Genomic DNA, 19,282 nt, shown 5'->3' with positions numbered 1-19,282 from the left:
TCATCTATTTACTCTTTTTATAGAAATTATATGCTACATTTTTTAAAAATTGCAACAACAAACTATTTCACCATAATTCCTTCAACGAATAGAATTGGCACTTCTTCAGAAAAATCTTCATGAATAGAATGTGCTTTGAAAATAAACTTCTTATCATATAATGTATTACCGATAAAATAAGTAACCATAAATTCGTTGTTTAAAGTCAATAGGCTTTTTTCTACCATTTCGATTTTTACAACTGAAACTGCAGGAACTTCAACAAAAGCATGACGCAAAAGTGACGTTTTTTTCATTTCGCCATCGATTGTTCCAAAAGCTTTTGAAACCACCATTACACTATCAATATTAAAATCACTATCATTTATAAGATAAGCGTACCACACTTTCTCCATAAAATCGTCGCTCCATTCTTGAACAACTGCCAAAAATACATTTTCTACTTCTGGAATAATTATATCCTTTTTCATATTAGTCTAAACTTATAAAATCATAAAGTCGAAAATCCCATACTTTGAAACTTTCGACTTTATAACTTTCAACTTATATTATATATTCGATTTAAATTGCTCTAAGAATCGAACATCATTTTCGTAAAACATACGAATATCTCCAATTTGGTACAACAACATTGCAATACGCTCTACTCCCATTCCAAATGCAAACCCATTGTATTCTTCTGGATTTATATCACAATTTTTCAAAACGTTTGGATCTACCATTCCACAACCACCAATTTCTAACCAACCCGTTCCTTTAGTGATACGATAATCAGTTTCCGTTTTTAGTCCCCAATAAATATCGATCTCAGCACTAGGCTCTGTAAATGGAAAATATGATGGACGCAAACGAATTTTTGACTTTCCGAACATTTCTTTCGTAAAGTAAAGCAAAGTTTGTTTTAAATCGGCAAACGAAACATCTTTATCAATATACAATCCTTCTACCTGATGGAAAATACAGTGTGAACGTGACGAAATTGCTTCATTACGAAAAACACGTCCTGGAGAAATAGTACGAATAGGCGGTTTATGATTTTCCATATAACGCACCTGAACTGATGAAGTATGTGTACGCAACAATACATCAGGATTTGTTTGTATAAAAAATGTATCCTGCATATCACGTGCCGGATGGTATTCCGGAAGATTTAATGCGGTAAAATTATGCCAGTCATCTTCGATTTCTGGACCTTCGGAAACGTTAAAACCAATATTAGCAAAAATATCTATAATCTGATTCTTCACGATTGATATCGGATGACGAGAGCCAATAATTATTGGTTCTGCAGCACGAGTTAAATCTCCATAAACACCTTTAACTTCTTCCTTGCTTTCTAAAGCTTCAACAATAGCCTTTACTTTATCTTCAGCAGCTGTTTTTAAAGCGTTTATAACTTGTCCAAATTCCTTTTTTGATCATTTGGTACAGTCTTAAATTCGGCAAAAAAATCGTTTAAAACACCTTTCTTACCAAGAAATTTAATTCGGAATGCTTCTAATTCTTCTTTGTTTTCTGTTGAAAAAGCTTGAGCTTCCCCAATATATTCTTTTATCTTATCTATCATCGATCTTACTTTGAAACTACAAATTTAAGGATTTTGTTCTAAGTATAATGTCTAAAATTCAAAGTTTCCTTTCAATTTCAAGAAACTATCTTATCAAACTAATTTTTAGTCGCAGTTTACAGTCGCGATATTCATTCTGGGTTTTCAGTACCTATTGAAAGACAAACCGAAACTGTGACTGTAGACTGAGACTGAATACTAAAAAACTAATCAATAAGTTTTCTTTCTAAAAAATAATTCACAATTGCTTCTTTCATCAAAACAGATTGTTCTCCTGCCTTTAATGGAGGTAATTCTTCTTTTACTTTGTAATGCGGCCAACCTTCTTCGTCAAAAAACTCAAATTCATAAAACCCATAAGGTTCTAATAACCTACATATAGCGATATGCATTAGGTTTAATTTTTCATCTTTTTTAAATTCGCGATGTAATTTTCCTAACTCCTGTACCCCTATTAAATAAATTATGGAATCTAAATCTAAGTTTTCTCCTTGTGAAAATTGATCAGAAAGTATATTTACAAGCTGTTCCCAGCGTTCTTTAAGTTGTGTGTCTCTTGACATATTTATATTGTTGATTATGATTTGTACCCTTCGACTCTGCTCAGGATAACATTTTATAGGATTTAAAAAATATAAATCCGTGTACAAAGATAAGAACTTGAAATTTGACAATACGTAGTAGATAATTCTTTTATATTTGCGCATTCATTAAACAAAAATTAAGAATATGAGTTTTTTCGATATGATTTTAGGTGCTTTATTGATTTTCGGTTTGTACCAAGGCATCAAAAATGGTCTTTTTGTAGAGGTTGCCTCTTTTATATCTCTACTATTGGGAATTTATTTAGCCATTAAATTCTCGTCTTTAATGAAAGAAATCATCATGAAACATGTTTCATGGAATCCAAATACGATTCAGATTACAGCATTTATATTGACATTTATTTTAGTGGTCATTGTTGTATATTTATTAGCTAAATTTTTAACCGGAATTGCAGATTTTGCTCAATTAGGATGGCTTAATAAACTTGGTGGTGGTCTTTTTAGAATTCTAAAAACTGTTTTAATATTAAGTGTCGTTTTTACCCTTTTTGAAAAAATAAACTTCAACCATACTTTTGCAAAAAAAGAAACCTTAGATAAATCAATCTTTTATAATCCAATACAAAAAGTAGCTAGTTTTATTTATCCTTCAATAGAAAACTGGTATGATACCTTAAAGAAAAGCAGTGCTGAGAAAGAATCTGAAACAACCAAATAAAAGATCTTTTCTTACATAACAAAGACTGCCTTTTATGCAAATTTAGATTTTAGAATAAACATATAAGAGTGTAAAAAACAGCCGAATTCATCTTTTATTTCTTAAAGCCTCAACAATAATACATCTAGATTCTAGAATCCAAAACTTTGCATTATCTTTGCAGATTATTGAAGAGGTGTTACGGCTTTGCTACACCATAGATTTACAACAAAAAAACACTTAAACTCGCATAGAGAATTGACATAATAAACAATGAAAAAGATACGTAACTTTTGCATTATTGCACACATTGATCACGGTAAAAGTACACTTGCTGACCGTTTGCTTGGCGCTACACAAACCGTAACTGCTCGTGAAGAAAAGGCCCAATTGCTAGACAATATGGACTTGGAGCGCGAACGTGGAATTACCATAAAAAGTCACGCAATACAAATGGAGTACACTTATAAAGGAGAAGAATACATCCTGAATTTAATTGACACTCCAGGACACGTTGACTTTTCATACGAAGTTTCTCGATCAATTGCTGCTTGCGAAGGAGCACTATTAATTGTTGATGCTGCACAAAGTATTCAGGCTCAAACCATATCAAATTTATACTTAGCACTAGAAAATGACTTAGAAATCATTCCTGTTTTGAATAAAGTTGATTTACCAAGTGCAAATCCAGAAGAAGTTAGTGATGATATTATTGATTTATTAGGATGTAAATTAGAAGATATTATTCATGCTTCTGGAAAAACAGGTTTTGGTGTCGAAAATATTTTGGCCGCCATTATTGAAAAAATCCCACCTCCAACAGGAAATATTGATGAGCCATTACAAGCTTTGATTTTCGATTCACATTACAATCCGTTTCGTGGAATTGAAGTTATTTTCCGTGTGAAAAATGGAGAAATCAGAAAAGGGCAAAAAATTAAATTCATGGCCACTGGAAATGAATATTTTGCGGATGAAATTGGAACATTAAAATTAAATCAAGTTCCTAAAAATGTAATTTCTGCAGGTGATGTTGGTTACTTAATTTCTGGAATTAAAGAAGCCAAAGAGGTTAAAGTTGGAGATACTCTAACTGATGCTAAAGTCCCTACAACTAATATGATTACCGGTTTTGAGGATGTAAAACCAATGGTATTTGCTGGAATTTACCCTGTAGATACTGAAGATTATGAAGATTTGCGTTCTTCTATGGAGAAATTACAATTAAATGATGCTTCGTTAGTTTTTACTCCTGAAAGTTCTGCTGCTTTAGGATTTGGTTTCCGTTGTGGATTCTTAGGAATGCTTCACATGGAAATCATTCAGGAACGTTTAGAGCGCGAATTTGATATGACTGTAATTACTACAGTACCTAACGTTTCGTATCTTGCTTATACCAAAAAAGAACCAGAAACGGCTTTTGTAGTAAACAATCCATCAGATTTACCAGAGCCTTCAAAACTAGACAGAGTTGAAGAACCATATATTAAAGCAACAATTATTACAAAAGCTGACTTTGTTGGAAACGTAATGAGTTTGTGTATCGAAAAACGCGGTCAAATTACCAATCAAACCTATTTAACTACAGAACGTGTAGAATTAAATTTTGATATGCCATTAGCCGAAATTGTATTTGATTTTTATGATCGTTTAAAAACGGTTTCTAAAGGTTATGCTTCTTTTGATTACACTCCGATAGGAATGAGAACTTCTAAATTAGTAAAATTGGATGTTCTTTTAAATGCACAAACTGTTGATGCACTTTCTGCATTGATTCACGAAGACAATGCTTATAACATCGGTAAAAAAATGACCGAAAAATTACGTGAATTAATCCCAAGACAACAATTTGACATTCCGATTCAAGCTGCAATTGGAGCTAAAATTATTGCTCGTGAAACTATAAAAGCATTACGTAAAGACGTTACTGCAAAATGTTATGGTGGAGATATTTCGCGTAAGCGTAAACTTCTTGAAAAACAGAAAAAAGGTAAAAAACGTATGCGTCAGGTAGGAAACGTTGAAATTCCTCAAGAAGCTTTTATGGCTGTGCTTAAATTGAATGATTAGTTTTTTATTTTAGAAGAAAAAATAAAGAGAATAGAATATAGATTGAACCCGATGACTAAAGTTGTCGGGTTTTTTGTTTTCTGTCGCTACGAATTTCAAAAACCTTAGTAACTTAGCTTCTCAAAACCTTAGTACCTTAAAAGAAAAAAATGCTCGACGAAACTCCCAAACGATTTGACCGAATTGTGGCTATTCTTATCCAATTGCAATCTAAAAAAATTGTAAAAGCGCAGGAATTGGCCAATCGTTTTGACTGCAGTTTGCGAACTATTTATCGCGATATTCGCACTCTTGAAGCTTCTGGAGTTCCTATCTACAGTGAAGCCGGAGTTGGTTATGCTTTGATGGAAGGATACCGCTTACCTCCTGTAATGTTTACTAAAGAAGAAGCAAGCAGTTTTATCGCTGCCGAAAAATTGATGCAAAAATTCACTGACACTGCATTGGGAAACCATTATGCTTCGGCCATGTATAAATTAAAAGCAGTGCTCAATAGCGACGATAAGGATTGGGTTTCTACAATTGAATCAAACGTTTTAATGCAATCTGCCGAAAAGCTTTTTAATGATAAATCTCCAAATACTTTAGCAGTTCTATTTGAAAGTATTGCCGAGAAAAAACAAATTATCCTTTCCTATAAAGCATTAAATTCAGATGAAATTATTGAGAGAAACATAGAGTCAGTTGGCGTTTTTCATGATAATAACAATTGGTACGTTATAGGATATTGTCATTTACGTAGCGATTACAGACAATTTCGAGCCGATCGCATACATGCGATAAAAAAAACAGATAAACTCTTTACATTAGAACATGATTCTCTAGAGACTTATTTGAACAAGAATGAAACTATCTCGACTACCAAAGTGCGTATTCTTGTCGAAAAAAAAATAGCTCGATATTTATCATATGAGCTAAAATACCATGGTTTTATTTCTGAAAGAGAAGTAGAGCACCAAATTGAAATGACTTTTATGTCACGCGACATTGAAGAAGGTTTCCCTCGTTGGTTTTTAATGTTTGGTGATTATGCTACGATAATTGAACCTGAGCGATTAAAACTTCGGGTTTTAGAATTGTTAGATAAAAACAAAAACAGACTTCTAGAAAAAAACTCCTAAAACAAGTTTCATCTTATTTTAGGAGTTTTAATCATTTTATCTTTCCCAGAAAAATGGAGGTTCAATACCCAAGGCTCTCAAATAAACATAACCTTGTCCACGATGATGTACTTCATTATCTATAAAATACAAGATATTCTGAATAATCGGAAATTCATATTGTCCAAACAAATTAAAAGTTTCATTAAAGTCTTCTATCGTTAATTTTTCCCAATATTGATTAATCTCTTCTGTAGATTCATCCCATTTTTCAAGATATTGTGCCTTAAAAATCAATTTTTCTTCTCCTTCTTTAAAAGGCTGACTCTCTCTTTCTACGATACTTTTTAGAGCTGGTGCCGCAATAGCCAAAAGCTCATCTGCTATTTTTGAAAAAGTACGCATCCCTCCGATAGAAAATTCAAAAAAATCTTTTTCCGGGAACGCTTCTATAACATGACGTGTTAATGCGCGATGTCCTTGCCAATGTTTTAATAAATCTTCTGGAGTAATAACTTGTGCTACTAGTGTTTTCATAATTTTAAAGTTTGATTTTTTATTACTTCAAAAGTAAATTGAGCTGGTGACAACAGTTTGTCAGTAGTAAAATAAAGTTATTAATTATTTTAATTATTACTCAAAAAAAGCTGTCTGGTGTCTTTAGAGTCAGAAACTTATTTATAAAAAAAACCTTTGTACCTTTGCCCCTCAATAAACTTTGGAACTTAGAAAAAATGATTGAAGATAAAAACCCACAACGTACCAGCATAGCACAATTAGGCGAATTTGGACTAATTGAGCACTTAACACGAAACTTTGATGTTACTCAGGAATCTACTTTAAAAAGTATCGGTGATGATGCAGCCGTATTAGATTTTAAAGATAAAAAAGTAGTTGTTTCTACCGATTTATTAATCGAGGGCGTGCATTTTGATTTGGCTTATATGCCTTTAAAGCATTTAGGCTACAAAGCTGTCGTAGTAAACATCTCTGACATTTGCGCTATGAATGCCAAGCCAACACAAATAACTGTTTCTGTAGCAGTTTCTAATCGTTTTCCTTTAGAAGCCCTAGAAGAGTTATTTGCAGGTATTACACATGCTGCCAAAGAATATAATGTAGATGTAATTGGTGGTGATACTACCTCATCTCAAAAAGGGCTGATTATTAGCATTACAGCTATTGGTGAAGCCGATGAGAATGAAATTGTGTATAGAGATGGCGCCAAACAAACCGATTTATTGGTTGTTACTGGCGACATTGGAGCTGCCTATATGGGATTACAAGTTTTAGAAAGAGAGAAACAAGTTTTTCAGGTAAACCCTAATTCTCAACCCGATTTAGATGCTTATACTTATTTAATTGAGCGCCAATTAAAACCTGAAGCTCGTAAAGACATTCGTACTTTATTACACGCTCTTGAGATTAAACCAACTTCTATGATTGACATTTCTGATGGATTATCTTCTGAGATTATTCATTTATGCAAGCAATCTAAAGTAGGTTGTAATTTATACGAAGACAAATTACCTCTAGATCCTCAATTCATTAGTGTTTGTGAAGAGTTTAATATCGATAGCACCACAGTAGCAATAAATGGCGGAGAAGATTATGAATTGCTTTTTACTATTGCTATGGAAGATTTCGAAAAAATAAAAGCAAATCCAAACTTCTCAATTATTGGTCATATGACGCAAGAAAGCGAAGGGATTCACTTAGTAACTCGTGCTAATACAAAAATTGCTTTAAAAGCTCGTGGATGGGACGCTTTAAGCGAATAACCCTCATATTCAAAAACAAAAAAGACATCTATTGATGTCTTTTTTGTTTTTATTAAAATAGTCTTTTTATAAAAGTTCTTTGTTCCTTGCTTCTTTTACCAAATCATCATTTGTTCCTTCATTTACGTTTAGCAGTCCTTTCAAATTTTCTATCCTCTTTACTGTTGCTTTTAAAGAGATCGGAATATAATGCGGAATTTCATCTATCTTGGTTCCTTTTGACAAATGAAAAAGAATCTGCTCATCTAGCTGATCTATTTCTATCGAATCTTTTGGGGATTCTTTTAACATTTCGATAACCGACTGACTATAATAGGTTTTATCTTTCATAACATTATCAAAAGCAAAAAGCAATTCATCAAATGTTAAATCATTTTTTATAATTAACCCTTTAGGTTTTATCGTTCTAATAATGGTTTTTATTTTTAGCAATTCGGTATACATTGTCAGCAATATTATTTTACAATGGGGCATGTGTTCCATAATAAGCTTTGCCAAATCTTCTCCCGAATATATTTCCTTTTCTTCATAAGCTGGCATACTTATGTCTAAAAATGCAATATCAAAATCTGCTATTTTAGAATCTATAATACTATCATATCCTGACTTACAATCTTTGGCCTGAGTGATTAAAAAATCATACTCTTTAGGTTTGTATCTTGTAATTGCATTTTTATACCCTTCAATTATAAAAGGGTGATCATCTACTATTAGTATATTGTTCTTAATTATTTCTTCTGGGGCTTTATCAATTGTCATTATTCTGTAGGTTTATTTTTTGATCAATCGGTATTTTAATTACTATATTGGTTCCTTCTACTTTATTAGATTTAATATCAATAGTTCCATTACATTCTTTGGTACGATAAAAAATATTTTGCAAACCAATTCCTTTTTTAGTTCTCTTGACATTAAACCCTACTCCATCGTCAGCTATTAATAAAGACAAGTAATTAACTTCATTTTTAAGCTCTATTTTTATTGTTTTTGCATGTGCATACTTGTTACAATTTTGCAATGCTTCTTGAATAATTCTGTATAAATTTATTTTAATAGAGTTACTAACCAAATCCCACCTAATACTCGAATCGATATTTGTAATCAATTTTGAGTCAAAAGTACCTTTTTGATTCTCCAATAATTTGTTAACAATAACAGCAAAATTATTAATCAATTCTGATTTCTCTTTGTTCAAATCATGTGAAATTTCACGAATATCTTGTTCGATCTCTCTCAAATCTGATAAATATTTTTTACGCTTTACAGGTGCTGTTGCATCATCTATTTTATCCAAACTATCTAAACTAATTCTGACTCCGAACATTCTACCCAAAATTCCATCATGTAAATCTTGAGCAACCTTTTTCTTTTCTTTTATCCTAATTGTCTCAATTGCATTTTGTTGTGAAATCATTAAATTATAAATATCTTCATTAGCGACCTGCTGCTGTTGTTTAAAAAGCAGTTCTCTATTTTTGGATTTTTGTGTCAAATAAGCATAAAAAAAGACCCCTAGCAAACCACAGATACTAAAAACATACATCAGTGTTCTATTTTGAATATTTAAACTCGTATTTTCATCTTTTATTTCATTTGTTTCATATTCTATTCGGGAAAATTTCTCTCCCATCTTTCTTTCTTCCTTTTGCAATTTTTCATTAATCTGAATATATTCTTTTGAATAAGCCGAAGCTTTTTTAGGATCAACAACAGCGATTTGCTTTAGAGCCTCTAAAATATTCCTAAGTCTATTAGATTTTCTAGACAAGCCAAGCGCTTCTTCAGAATAATGTATTGCTTTTAAAGTGTCTTTTTTATATGAATAATACTCTGACAGATGCATTTTGTTAAGTATTATTCCCGAAGTTAAATTTAAACTATCCCTTATCTTTAAAGCCTTATAAAACTGTTCTGGAAGCCCTTCAGATTCTTTTAATTTAAATCTAGAATAAGCAAAATTATCTAACAACATGGCATACAAGGTCGTTTTTTCTTTAAATAAGTTCTTTTGTTCTAACCCTTTTCTAAAAGATTCTTTTGCTTGTTTATAATTGTATGTGCTTAAATAAACAAAACCAATGTTGTTTAGTGAAGTTGCTTTTAACTGAAGATCTGAAGCAATAGATTTATCGCCAAGAGTACCTAAAGCCTTATTATGAAATTCTAACGCTTTATTAAATTCTTCTTGTTCATTATATATTACTCCTAAAAGATTATACGAATCATATAATAAGTTACTTACATTTTTTTGCTGTTTTAAAATCCGTAAAGCTTTAAAAACTGTTATTTCGCTTTCGAAAAGATCTCCTACGCTAAATTGTAAATTTGCTTTACTTAAAAAGGTTTTCGCCAGATTATATTTATCATCAGTACGAAGATATACTTTCTCCGCCTTAAAATAGTTCATAAAAGCACTATCCGGAACCGCTCTTAGACTATAGTAATCTCCTAAGTAAGTATACGCTTTAGCCATATGAATTGAATCATAGCTATTTTTTGATCGTTCCAAAATTAATTTTGACACCTCTTCATATGAAGGCCAATCACTCATATTATAATACCGATTAGCTACTTTAAATAAATTTACTTTATTAAGCGAGTCATCCTTTTGATTTATAATTATGGTAAATGCTTTTTTATTATAGTCTTGTTTGTCCTTAAATGGCAAATTAACATCGTTCGCCAATGATAAATATACTGGTAGACTATCTATAGAAGAATGCAGGCTATTGTTTTTCCTGTTTTTATTGGTACACCCAAACAAGACAACAAATAATAACAATAATATAGAGTAGTTATTTTTCAATATTTTTTTGAGTTTCATCAAAAATAGTAAAACTATCCATACAAAAAAAGGCTGCCAAAAAATTGACAGCCTTAATACAAAATATGTGTTTTTATTTTAGTCTTGTTTTCTTCCTCCTCCAACTGAAACACCACCGTCTATAGGTTGTCTGTAATTAGCTGTTGACGCTACTTGTGCTGCAAATATATCTTGTTTTCTTCCTCCTCCAACTGAAACACCGCCATCTATTGGATTTTTCAAACTACTTACTGTTTCTGATGAAATAATGTTTTCTGGTGTAGTAAAAGAAGTTGCTACTAATACTAAAGAAAATAATGCGATTGTTGTGAATGACTTTTTCATGATTTGGGATTTTTTATTGTTAGTGTTTTTTTACATTTTTAATGACCGCTTATTGCTAAATCATGATGTAAAATTAGTACTGTTGTTCCCTTTTCAATCCAATAAAAAGCCATATATGGTGGAATGACACCAAATGATAGCGTACGTAGGTCAAATACGTGTAAATACTTAGTTTTTAGACTTCTATATAGTTCCCATTAGCAAATTCGGTAATTATTATCTCTACATTTCTTTTATAAGTCTTCGAAAACGGAAGCTTTTTTGTAGAGTGTTTTATGTAACACACTGAGTTCCCAGTATGTATTCTCGCAATATGGTTTCTGTTAATAATATAACTGTTGTGAATGCGTATAAATGGGTGTAATAAAATTGCTTCAAAATATTTCAAAGTTTTAAAAGCTGTTATCATTTCACCTGTATTTAAATAAATATCCGTCGAATTATTATCTGCTTGGATATAGGTAATATCTTTTGCTTGTATATAACGATAATCTCCATATGATTTAACACATAGTACTAACCCTTGATTATTTTTTTGTAGTCCTATTGCATCTGCCTGGAGAGCTCCTTTATAATTTGGAACGGTTTCATTACTAATCAAATTTACCTCATGATTAGGCAGGTCTAATTTCAACATAGTTTTAAGCAAATCTGCACGTTTTATAGGCTTTAGCAAATAATCCATTACTCCATACTTAATTGCATCAAATGCAAATTCTTTTTTAGTTGTCGTAATTATAATTTTAGGAATAATTTTTAAATAATGATATAATTCATTAATAAATACTAATGATAGATTACTTGTCTTATCATCGGGATCAATTTCAAGAAATATTAGATTCGGATTATGTTCTAAAACTAAATTCAATCCTTGCTTATATGTATTTGCACTAGCAACAAAAATTAGTTCTGAAAAACTATCGGCTACTTCCTTGGTTCTCAAAACACTTTCTTGACTATCATCAATAATAATGTATAAATAATTTTTCAATGTGTTTGTTTGTTAGTGGTATTATTTAATAATAAACGAAATGATGACTCTTAAATTTATTCTCTTATATAAGGCTAAAAAAAGAATCTTATTTTTAGTTTTCATTAAGAGATTAAAATTACATATTTTCCCTTTTTTAAACATTTTATTGTTGATACATTTTAAACAAATGTTAACACATAAGGATAAAGTGCAAATATATCCGATGAAATACATAAAATAAAGTCTCTCTAAATTTATTATTCCTATTTTATATATTAGAAAAACAACCTTTTACAAACAAAAAAAGCTTCTCATATGAGAAGCTTTTTTCTATTTAACTAATTAACACACAAAATATTGTGCATTATTATTACATTTTCATCAACCAGTTTTTCATTGATACTTCGTCTTCTATAATCGATCTCAAATCGGCTATAGCAACACGATCTTGTTTCATCGTATCTCTATGACGAATGGTTACTGTTTGATCTTCGATAGTTTGATGATCTACAGTAATACAGAAAGGAGTTCCCAAAGCATCTTGTCTTCTATAACGTCTTCCTACTGCATCTTTTTCATCATAAGAAACATTGAAATCCCATTTTAAATCTTCAATTATTTTTTTGGAGATTTCAGGCAATCCATCTTTTTTTACCAATGGTAAAACGGCTGCTTTAGTTGGCGCTAGAACTGCTGGTAATTTTAATACTGTTCTTGTTGAACCATCTTCTAATGTTTCTTCTTTTAACGAAGTAGCAAAAACTGCCAAGAACATTCTATCTAGTCCTACTGAAGTTTCTACAACATAAGGAACATAATTTTGATTCAATTCAGCATCAAAATATTGTAATTTTCTACCAGAAAATTGTTCATGTGCTTTCAAATCAAAATCAGTTCGAGAATGAATTCCTTCTAATTCTTTGAATCCAAAAGGAAAATTAAACTCGATATCGGCAGCAGCATTAGCATAATGCGCTAATTTTTCGTGATCGTGAAAACGGTAATTTTCTTTTCCTAATCCTAAAGACAAATGCCAGTTTAAACGTGTTGTTTTCCAGTGTTCGTACCATTGCATTTCTTCTCCTGGACGTACAAAAAATTGCATTTCCATTTGTTCAAACTCACGCATACGGAAAATAAATTGTCTTGCAACGATTTCATTTCTAAACGCTTTCCCTGTTTGTGCAATACCAAAAGGAACTTTCATTCGTCCTGATTTTTGTACATTCAAGAAATTCACAAAAATACCTTGAGCTGTTTCTGGGCGTAAATATAAATCCATTGCAGATTCTGCAGATGCTCCTAATTTAGTACCAAACATTAAATTGAATTGCTTTACATCTGTCCAGTTTCTAGATCCAGTTTCTGGATCTGCAATTTCTAGTTCTTCGATTAAAGCTTTAACATCTTCTAAATCTCCATTACCTAAAGAGCGTCCCAGACGTTCTCTAATTTCTTTTTCTTTTGCTAAATATTCAATTACTCTGGCATTTGTAGTTACAAATTCCTGCTCATTGAATGCATCTCCAAAACGAGCACTCGCTTTTTCAATTTCTTTTTTAGCTTTTAGATTTAGTTTTTCAGCATAATCTTCTACTAGAACATCAGCTCTATATCTTTTTTTAGAATCTTTATTATCGATTAATGGATCATTAAAGGCATCAACGTGGCCTGAAGCTTTCCAAGTTGTTGGATGCATTAATATTGCAGCATCTAAACCTACAATATTTTCGTTCATCTGAACCATTGATTTCCACCAATATTCACGGATATTTTTCTTTAATTCTACTCCGTTTTGCGCATAATCATATACTGCACTTAAACCATCGTATATTTCGCTTGACGGAAAAATAAATCCGTACTCTTTTGCGTGCGAAACTACATTCTTAAATAAATCGTCTTGTTTTGCCATAGTAATGCAAAAATATAAAAAGTACTTGTAAAAAAAAGAAAAATTACAAAGATTGAGACTTGAATTTCTTTATTTTTGTAACTAAATTCTTTCTATTTGTGTTTAATTACATTATTAACCTGTTTTTTCCAAAAGCGTGTGCTGGATGCCACTCTTTTTTAATGGCAAATGAAATTATTATTTGCACGATTTGCAGACATGAAATGCCTTTGACTCAATATTATTTAAATCCAAAAAATGAAGCTTCTAAAAAATTTTATGGAAAAATTGAAGTCGAACATGTTTCTGCTTTTCTTTATTTCAATAAAAAGGGGATTGTACAGGAACTCATTCATAATTTAAAATACAAAGGGCATCAAAATATAGGTACCCTACTTGGACAATGGCATGTTGAAGATTTAAAAGAATTAAAACTAGCTACACCTTTTGATGTAATAATACCTGTTCCGTTACATCGAAAAAAATTCAACGAAAGAGGCTACAATCAAGTAACTACTTTTGGGCTTGCTCTTTCAGAAGGTTTAAACATAGATTATAATGACTCTATTTTAATTAGAACCAGATATTCTAAAACTCAATCTAAAAAAAATCTTTTGGGAAGATCCGAAGGACTTTCAGAAATATTTGACGTTTGCTTTACAGACAACGAACACAACAAACATTTTCTGCTTATTGATGATGTAATTACAACAGGAGCTACTCTAGAAGCTTGTTCTCGCGCATTGCAGAAAATTCCTGGTATAAAAATTAGTATCGTTTGTATGGCAATGGCGCATTCTTAAACTGCATTTACTACTATCCGAAAACAACCTTTTTGCAACTACATATTAATCAATAAATCACTGTCTTTATTAAACGTTAAATAAATTTTCCAATGATAGAAATTAATGGAGTTAATGTTAATAACCAATACGAAAAGTAAAGTTTTTATTCTGGCTTGCTTTTATAAATTTATTTTTCAAGAAAGAGTCTAATTTTTGTTTGTTTAGACCTACTCTATTTTCTAAAAATAATAACAAATCATTATCCTCAACCCCACTGTTAAGAGCCTCTTTAAGCAATTCTATCCCTCCTTTTTCTAAAATACTATCTACAATTAGTGCTCCTACAAAATAATAGGTATCAATTTCCTCAATTTGAGGTAATTCTTCAAAATTAGCCAAATCAATTTTTGGATTTGCATTTATATATTTTTGGATTCTATCAATATAATGTAAAAAAGTTTTTCCTAAATGAGCATGCGTGTCTTTTGTGTACACTGCCAATCCTGATAACAGTAGATAATGTGCATTTATGTATTTCGCATTAATAACATGAATTAATTCATGCGTATCATACTCCCCAACCTTTGAGTTTGAATATACAATACTATTATGGGTATCATAAAACCTACATATACTTGGAGTCCTTCCCATCGAAACAATATATTCATAGCCCTTCATTTTGTGTATTTCATCACAATCTCTAGCTATGTAATAGGTCAGATTTTTTTTAAAATCTAAATCAAATAAATTATTTAATTTATTTAAAAGTTTATCTGCTTTTTGTGCCTCCTCATTATCAAAAATATAGTCGTTATGATAATAATAATTAATCATTCCAACTTGTTTGCTTTTCCATCCATTTGTATAAAAAGGTAAATAATTATATAATTTAAAAATCCCATTTTCTTTTTTAGCAACCACATTTGTTATTGCTAAGGGATTAAAAGTATTGTCCTCATTAATCCAGTAATACATCGAGTGAATCAAATAATCATTGCCGTATTCATTAATGTACAATACCGTATTTAAGGGTTGTAAAGCATAAAGAGAGGGGCTTAAAAAACCTTCTGATTTTAGCAAATCATAACTTTTATATTTCATTTTTTCGAAATTATTCCAATTGGGATTATCATAAATCGAATCTGGATTTGATGACAAATAATTTTTCCATAAATTGAAAACAGTATTAATATCTTCATTTTTCATGTCAATTCCAGCACCAATTGTAGTCTCAATTTTTTGAGAAAAAGACTGTAAACTTAAAAACAATAGTAGTATTCTAATGCTATTTTTCATGCAATTCATAATTTAAAGTATTTGGAGTTTCTAAACATAACACACTTGGGGTATTTTTCCAATCATAAAATCGCAACATTTGATATCCAAAGCCACTATAACCCATAAACAATCCTAACAATTCTATTTGCCCACCATCGCCACAATTAAATTTTTTATTTAGACTAAAATCATCACATAATTTATCTAAATAGTCCCAAATAAAACTGTCATTTTCATGTTTATTACTCAACCCTTTTAAAATTTCAAGATTACCAAAATCACCATGACAAATACATTGATTTCCTAAAAACCCATTTTTAACGAGATTGTTCTTTGCAATATTAATTTCTTTACTAAGGATGTCATCATTATAGAATTGCTTTGTCAATAACCGTCCTAATCCTACACCCCCAGAACCATGACACCAAGCAGTCGAATCAAAAGTTTCACCCAAATCTCTACGATCTAGCCAACCATTAATTTTTTCATCATAAAAACTCCTGTCGAAATTTAATGCCTGATTTGCAATACTTTTTATACTTTCATCTTCTATAAAAAACATTGATTTAAAAAGAACATAAGATATACCTGCAGTTCCATGTGAGAAACCTCCTAGTTTGTTTTTATCCTCTGTTCCAGCATCATAAAAGACCCACGATGCATAATCTGATTTTACATGTGCCTCTTCTGAAATAATAATTAAACAAATCCTAACAATATCATCAATTTTGGTTATTAATTTTTCTATTGTAATTTCTTTCTTCATATTCAATAAAAAATCTACTAATCCTGACAAACCTAGAAGATAGTCACAATTTTTTACTTGTGGTAAGATTAATTTAATTTGATCAAAAATTAAATCTATAGTAGACCAATGAATATATTTCTCTCCTAACACCTCTTTCACATGAATGCTTAAATAAACGAAACTCATAGGGTGTGAATAGGGAGAAATTGAAAAATTATTTAAATAATCTTCAGAGACATTATCATAATATCCACTTTTAATCATAGAAATTGTAGCACCGTCTATTTGATTATATATCTTTAGAGCATTTTCCTTATAAATAGTTTTTTTAGCATACTTATATAAATACAGATAAAACAATCCAACACCAGATTGTCCATCATATAAATCATAATTAAGTGGTAAAACACCATATCTACCATCTGCTGGGTCTCTAACTTTAGAAATCCAATTAATTTTGTTATCTATTTCAAAAAGAGTATTATTTAGGGTGTCTCCAATTTTTATAGCTGAATTTAATAATTTTAATTTTACAGCATCAATTTTATTACTATTGTTTTCATTAAAAAAGATAGCATCTTCTGCATTTAAAAAACTACCTTTACCAGTATATAATCCTTTCATTTCCAATGCAAAATCACAGGATTTCTGAATTATTTGTAATTGAAATTTTAAATTAGAATTATTTAAAATTTCTAATCGATCAATAATAAATTCCATAGGATTAAACTCCCAATCATTAGTAATAATTTCATTATTACCATCATATAAAATTCCATTTGAATCAGTCCAATAATAGGGGATATCAAGATTATATATTTGATTTTTAATAGATTGAATTAATTCCTTATCTTCAACAAAGTAATTATCTGTTTTGGTAATTCCAACAAGAGTCTCAATAACAGAATCAATGACTGTTGAATTTTGTAAATTTTCAGGAATATTTATCTCCCTATACAATAATGAATATATTGAGGTAGGATGAAAAAGAATTCGAAACTTATGATTGGAAAAATTTGAATTTGTTAAAAAAAAATCTTTTAGTAATGCCTTATTTTTAATTGTCAAATTATAAAAACTTGTAAAACCATTTAATACATTTTTAAGTAAGTCTTCATTTAATTCAATGTACTTGTTATTTATTTTTGGCAAATGTTTGTCTTCTTCTCTTGAAAAAGATTCGAAAGAGTCTACATATTCAAAATTTGACTCCTTTTTCTTCCAAGCTTTAGACTTTATTCTTTGATTATTAAGTTCAAAAAACGTAGAAGATAAAACATCCCTTTCAAAATTATTATTCATCATCCAATCAGGCAACATCCCAATTTTCATAACACTTTCCTCAAACATATAGATAACACTTTCTTTTACTAAGTATTTGGGCCTTGCAATTAAACATTCCAAATCAAAGTATCCAGGTTTATTATTAGATATAATTAAATTATCTGGAATAATATCAACAGTTCCTAATAAGTGGAAGATAAAGAGTAACTTTCCCTGATTAATATAAAACTCATCTATCTCTTGGTTTGTCACAAAATTATTTTTGTACTCAAGTTGGCTTACCCAACAATAATCATTTGTTGATAATGATTTTGGAAGTATAAAATCGACTGTATCTAATTGATTGTAAAAATCAACTACTTTTCCAAAAAAAGATTCATTTAAAAAATTTCTTGGTTTAAAAAATAAAGATGCTTTTGTTAAAAAATCAATTCGAAAAACATACTTGTTACCGTTATGTAAATCACCTAAGAATAATTTTACATCCCTTATCTTACCCTTTATTCCAAAATGTAAATCGAAACGAGAATAATCATTAACAATTTTAGTAAAAAAATAATCAAAATAATCAATTGCCTGATTTACAAATTTTTCTATTCTTGATTGAATTATTGGATACTTTTCAAAAAAATATTCTAACCATTCTTGACTTGCGGTTAATAAAATAAAATCTTTAAAAATATCTTCTTCAGTGATTCCAATCAGAACACTTCCTTTTTTAGCTATTTCATATTCATGAACTAAAACAAAAGATAAAAAATTATCTTTAAGGAAAAGAATTGTTTGATTTAGAATACTTGTTTTAAAATCAATTTTACTTTCTATACAAAATTCTAATTTTAATATTCTTTTTGACAGTTCAATATCTATGAATTCATTTATTTGATATATGGCATAAAAATAATCGGCCTCAATAGAACTTATGTCGACACACTCATCTAAATTAAATTTAAACATAATCTCTTTTTGATAAACAATTTTAAAAAACATTAATAAAATTAAAAAGCAGAAGTATAATGATTATAATACCTCTGCTTAAAAAAATAATTTATTCTAATTTCTTCTTCGGTGGTGTTTTACAATTACAAACTGCTGTACTATGGCAACTAGAGCTTGATCCCGTTTTACAAGAACCTCCTCCAAAAATTTTAGAAAGTTTTTTATCCGAAAGTTTCTCATACTTACTTTCAAAATCAGCTAATTTTAATTTTTCTTTTAATGACATCTTTTTACTATTAAATGATTAATAAATCTGTTTTACTCATAAAAACTACAAAACTTCTTAAAATAGACTGCCAACCAGTGCACTTGATTTTATATGTAAATTATTAGAAGTAATATAATTTTTAACAAGTGTAATACAATAAATACTTAATTGTACGTATTTTTCCTTTATTTTTATTAAATTCGTGAGT

16 protein-coding genes and 1 pseudogene are annotated in these 19,282 nt (G+C 30.0%); 5 read left to right on the top strand and 12 right to left on the bottom strand.

Annotated features, from left to right (window positions below; all coding sequences use genetic code 11):
• Window positions 1-62: 62 nt before the first annotated feature.
• The 3 genes and pseudogenes from EAG11_RS18745 to EAG11_RS18735 all read right to left on the bottom strand — a co-directional run bounded on the left by EAG11_RS18745 (window position 63) and on the right by EAG11_RS18735 (window position 2,130).
• Entirely contained in the window at window positions 63-470 is a 408-nt protein-coding gene (locus tag EAG11_RS18745; protein ID WP_129540516.1) for a hypothetical protein, read from the bottom strand.
• 78 nt (window positions 471-548) lie between these two features.
• Window positions 549-1,567 (bottom strand): annotated as a pseudogene (gene pheS, locus EAG11_RS18740) (phenylalanine--tRNA ligase subunit alpha).
• Window positions 1,568-1,773: 206 nt separating this feature from the next.
• A complete protein-coding gene (locus tag EAG11_RS18735) occupies window positions 1,774-2,130 on the bottom strand; it encodes a hypothetical protein (RefSeq protein WP_129540515.1) in 357 nt (118 codons plus the stop codon).
• 166 nt (window positions 2,131-2,296) lie between these two features.
• Here EAG11_RS18735 and EAG11_RS18730 point away from each other — a divergent pair, with 166 nt between their 5' ends.
• The 3 genes from EAG11_RS18730 (at window position 2,297) to EAG11_RS18720 (ending at window position 6,000) form a co-directional block, all read left to right on the top strand.
• On the top strand, window positions 2,297-2,830 hold the full coding sequence (locus tag EAG11_RS18730; RefSeq protein ID WP_129540514.1) for a CvpA family protein: 534 nt from the start codon (window positions 2,297-2,299) through the stop codon (window positions 2,828-2,830).
• A gap of 252 nt (window positions 2,831-3,082) precedes the next feature.
• Window positions 3,083-4,879, top strand: coding sequence for a translation elongation factor 4 (lepA, locus tag EAG11_RS18725; protein ID WP_129540513.1), 1,797 nt, complete (start codon window positions 3,083-3,085; stop codon window positions 4,877-4,879).
• Window positions 4,880-5,028: 149 nt separating this feature from the next.
• The gene (locus tag EAG11_RS18720; protein ID WP_129540512.1) at window positions 5,029-6,000 is read left to right on the top strand and encodes a YafY family protein; all 972 of its coding nucleotides are present in this window, start codon (window positions 5,029-5,031) and stop codon (window positions 5,998-6,000) included.
• Between the two features lie 36 nt (window positions 6,001-6,036).
• Here EAG11_RS18720 and EAG11_RS18715 read toward each other — a convergent pair whose 3' ends face one another.
• Window positions 6,037-6,516, bottom strand: coding sequence for a DinB family protein (locus EAG11_RS18715; protein ID WP_129540511.1), 480 nt, complete (start codon window positions 6,514-6,516; stop codon window positions 6,037-6,039).
• A 197-nt stretch (window positions 6,517-6,713) separates the two neighbouring features.
• On the opposite strand from EAG11_RS18715, the gene thiL reads away from it, so the two are divergent.
• Window positions 6,714-7,760: a thiamine-phosphate kinase gene (gene thiL / locus EAG11_RS18710; RefSeq protein WP_129540510.1), complete on the top strand. Its 1,047-nt coding sequence runs from the start codon at window positions 6,714-6,716 to the stop codon at window positions 7,758-7,760.
• 66 nt (window positions 7,761-7,826) lie between these two features.
• On the opposite strand, the gene EAG11_RS18705 is transcribed toward thiL, so the two are convergent.
• From EAG11_RS18705 to EAG11_RS18685, 5 genes are all read right to left on the bottom strand, one after another.
• Window positions 7,827-8,519, bottom strand: coding sequence for a response regulator (locus EAG11_RS18705; RefSeq protein WP_129540509.1), 693 nt, complete (start codon window positions 8,517-8,519; stop codon window positions 7,827-7,829).
• Window positions 8,509-10,566 carry an ATP-binding protein gene (locus EAG11_RS18700; RefSeq protein WP_371414609.1) on the bottom strand — a complete coding sequence of 686 codons (2,058 nt, stop codon included), beginning with the start codon at window positions 10,564-10,566 and terminating at the stop codon, window positions 8,509-8,511. The genes EAG11_RS18705 and EAG11_RS18700 overlap by 11 nt, the downstream gene beginning before the upstream one ends.
• A 96-nt stretch (window positions 10,567-10,662) precedes the next feature.
• The gene (locus tag EAG11_RS18695) at window positions 10,663-10,908 is read right to left on the bottom strand and encodes a hypothetical protein (protein ID WP_129540507.1); all 246 of its coding nucleotides are present in this window, start codon (window positions 10,906-10,908) and stop codon (window positions 10,663-10,665) included.
• Between the two features lie 175 nt (window positions 10,909-11,083).
• On the bottom strand, window positions 11,084-11,899 hold the full coding sequence (locus EAG11_RS18690) for a LytTR family DNA-binding domain-containing protein (RefSeq protein WP_129540506.1): 816 nt from the start codon (window positions 11,897-11,899) through the stop codon (window positions 11,084-11,086).
• Window positions 11,900-12,251: 352 nt separating this feature from the next.
• A complete protein-coding gene (locus EAG11_RS18685; protein ID WP_129540505.1) occupies window positions 12,252-13,793 on the bottom strand; it encodes a glycine--tRNA ligase in 1,542 nt (513 codons plus the stop codon).
• Window positions 13,794-13,954: 161 nt separating this feature from the next.
• Here EAG11_RS18685 and EAG11_RS18680 point away from each other — a divergent pair, with 161 nt between their 5' ends.
• Window positions 13,955-14,575, top strand: coding sequence for a ComF family protein (locus EAG11_RS18680; RefSeq protein ID WP_129540504.1), 621 nt, complete (start codon window positions 13,955-13,957; stop codon window positions 14,573-14,575).
• 117 nt (window positions 14,576-14,692) lie between these two features.
• Here the strand turns inward: EAG11_RS18680 and EAG11_RS18675 are convergent, their stop codons facing one another.
• From EAG11_RS18675 to EAG11_RS21865, 3 genes are all read right to left on the bottom strand, one after another.
• A complete protein-coding gene (locus EAG11_RS18675) occupies window positions 14,693-15,853 on the bottom strand; it encodes a hypothetical protein (protein ID WP_129540503.1) in 1,161 nt (386 codons plus the stop codon).
• Window positions 15,843-18,824 (bottom strand): type 2 lanthipeptide synthetase LanM, encoded by a 2,982-nt coding sequence (gene lanM / locus EAG11_RS18670; RefSeq protein ID WP_164998736.1) that lies wholly within the window; start codon window positions 18,822-18,824, stop codon window positions 15,843-15,845. The genes EAG11_RS18675 and lanM overlap by 11 nt, the downstream gene beginning before the upstream one ends.
• Window positions 18,825-18,915: 91 nt before the next feature.
• A complete protein-coding gene (locus EAG11_RS21865; protein WP_164998735.1) occupies window positions 18,916-19,092 on the bottom strand; it encodes a hypothetical protein in 177 nt (58 codons plus the stop codon).
• Window positions 19,093-19,282 lie beyond the last annotated feature (190 nt).

It is taken from the genome of Flavobacterium sp. 140616W15, from assembly GCF_003668995.1.
Taxonomy (GTDB): domain Bacteria; phylum Bacteroidota; class Bacteroidia; order Flavobacteriales; family Flavobacteriaceae; genus Flavobacterium.
Note: the sequence above shows the minus strand (reverse complement) of the source record. Positions and strands in the feature narration are given on the sequence as shown.

What these genes read in the sequence shown, in the direction of transcription:
- EAG11_RS18745 (WP_129540516.1), bottom strand. Translation starts at nt 470, where the DNA reads ATGAAAAAGGATATAATTATTCCAGAAGTAGAAAATGTATTTTTGGCA.
- EAG11_RS18735 (WP_129540515.1), bottom strand. Translation starts at nt 2,130, where the DNA reads ATGTCAAGAGACACACAACTTAAAGAACGCTGGGAACAGCTTGTAAAT.
- EAG11_RS18730 (WP_129540514.1), top strand. Translation starts at nt 2,297, where the DNA reads ATGAGTTTTTTCGATATGATTTTAGGTGCTTTATTGATTTTCGGTTTG.
- lepA (WP_129540513.1), top strand. Translation starts at nt 3,083, where the DNA reads ATGAAAAAGATACGTAACTTTTGCATTATTGCACACATTGATCACGGT.
- EAG11_RS18720 (WP_129540512.1), top strand. Translation starts at nt 5,029, where the DNA reads ATGCTCGACGAAACTCCCAAACGATTTGACCGAATTGTGGCTATTCTT.
- EAG11_RS18715 (WP_129540511.1), bottom strand. Translation starts at nt 6,516, where the DNA reads ATGAAAACACTAGTAGCACAAGTTATTACTCCAGAAGATTTATTAAAA.
- thiL (WP_129540510.1), top strand. Translation starts at nt 6,714, where the DNA reads ATGATTGAAGATAAAAACCCACAACGTACCAGCATAGCACAATTAGGC.
- EAG11_RS18705 (WP_129540509.1), bottom strand. Translation starts at nt 8,519, where the DNA reads ATGACAATTGATAAAGCCCCAGAAGAAATAATTAAGAACAATATACTA.
- EAG11_RS18695 (WP_129540507.1), bottom strand. Translation starts at nt 10,908, where the DNA reads ATGAAAAAGTCATTCACAACAATCGCATTATTTTCTTTAGTATTAGTA.
- EAG11_RS18685 (WP_129540505.1), bottom strand. Translation starts at nt 13,793, where the DNA reads ATGGCAAAACAAGACGATTTATTTAAGAATGTAGTTTCGCACGCAAAA.
- EAG11_RS18680 (WP_129540504.1), top strand. Translation starts at nt 13,955, where the DNA reads ATGGCAAATGAAATTATTATTTGCACGATTTGCAGACATGAAATGCCT.
- EAG11_RS18675 (WP_129540503.1), bottom strand. Translation starts at nt 15,853, where the DNA reads ATGAAAAATAGCATTAGAATACTACTATTGTTTTTAAGTTTACAGTCT.
- lanM (WP_164998736.1), bottom strand. Translation starts at nt 18,824, where the DNA reads ATGTTTAAATTTAATTTAGATGAGTGTGTCGACATAAGTTCTATTGAG.
- EAG11_RS21865 (WP_164998735.1), bottom strand. Translation starts at nt 19,092, where the DNA reads ATGTCATTAAAAGAAAAATTAAAATTAGCTGATTTTGAAAGTAAGTAT.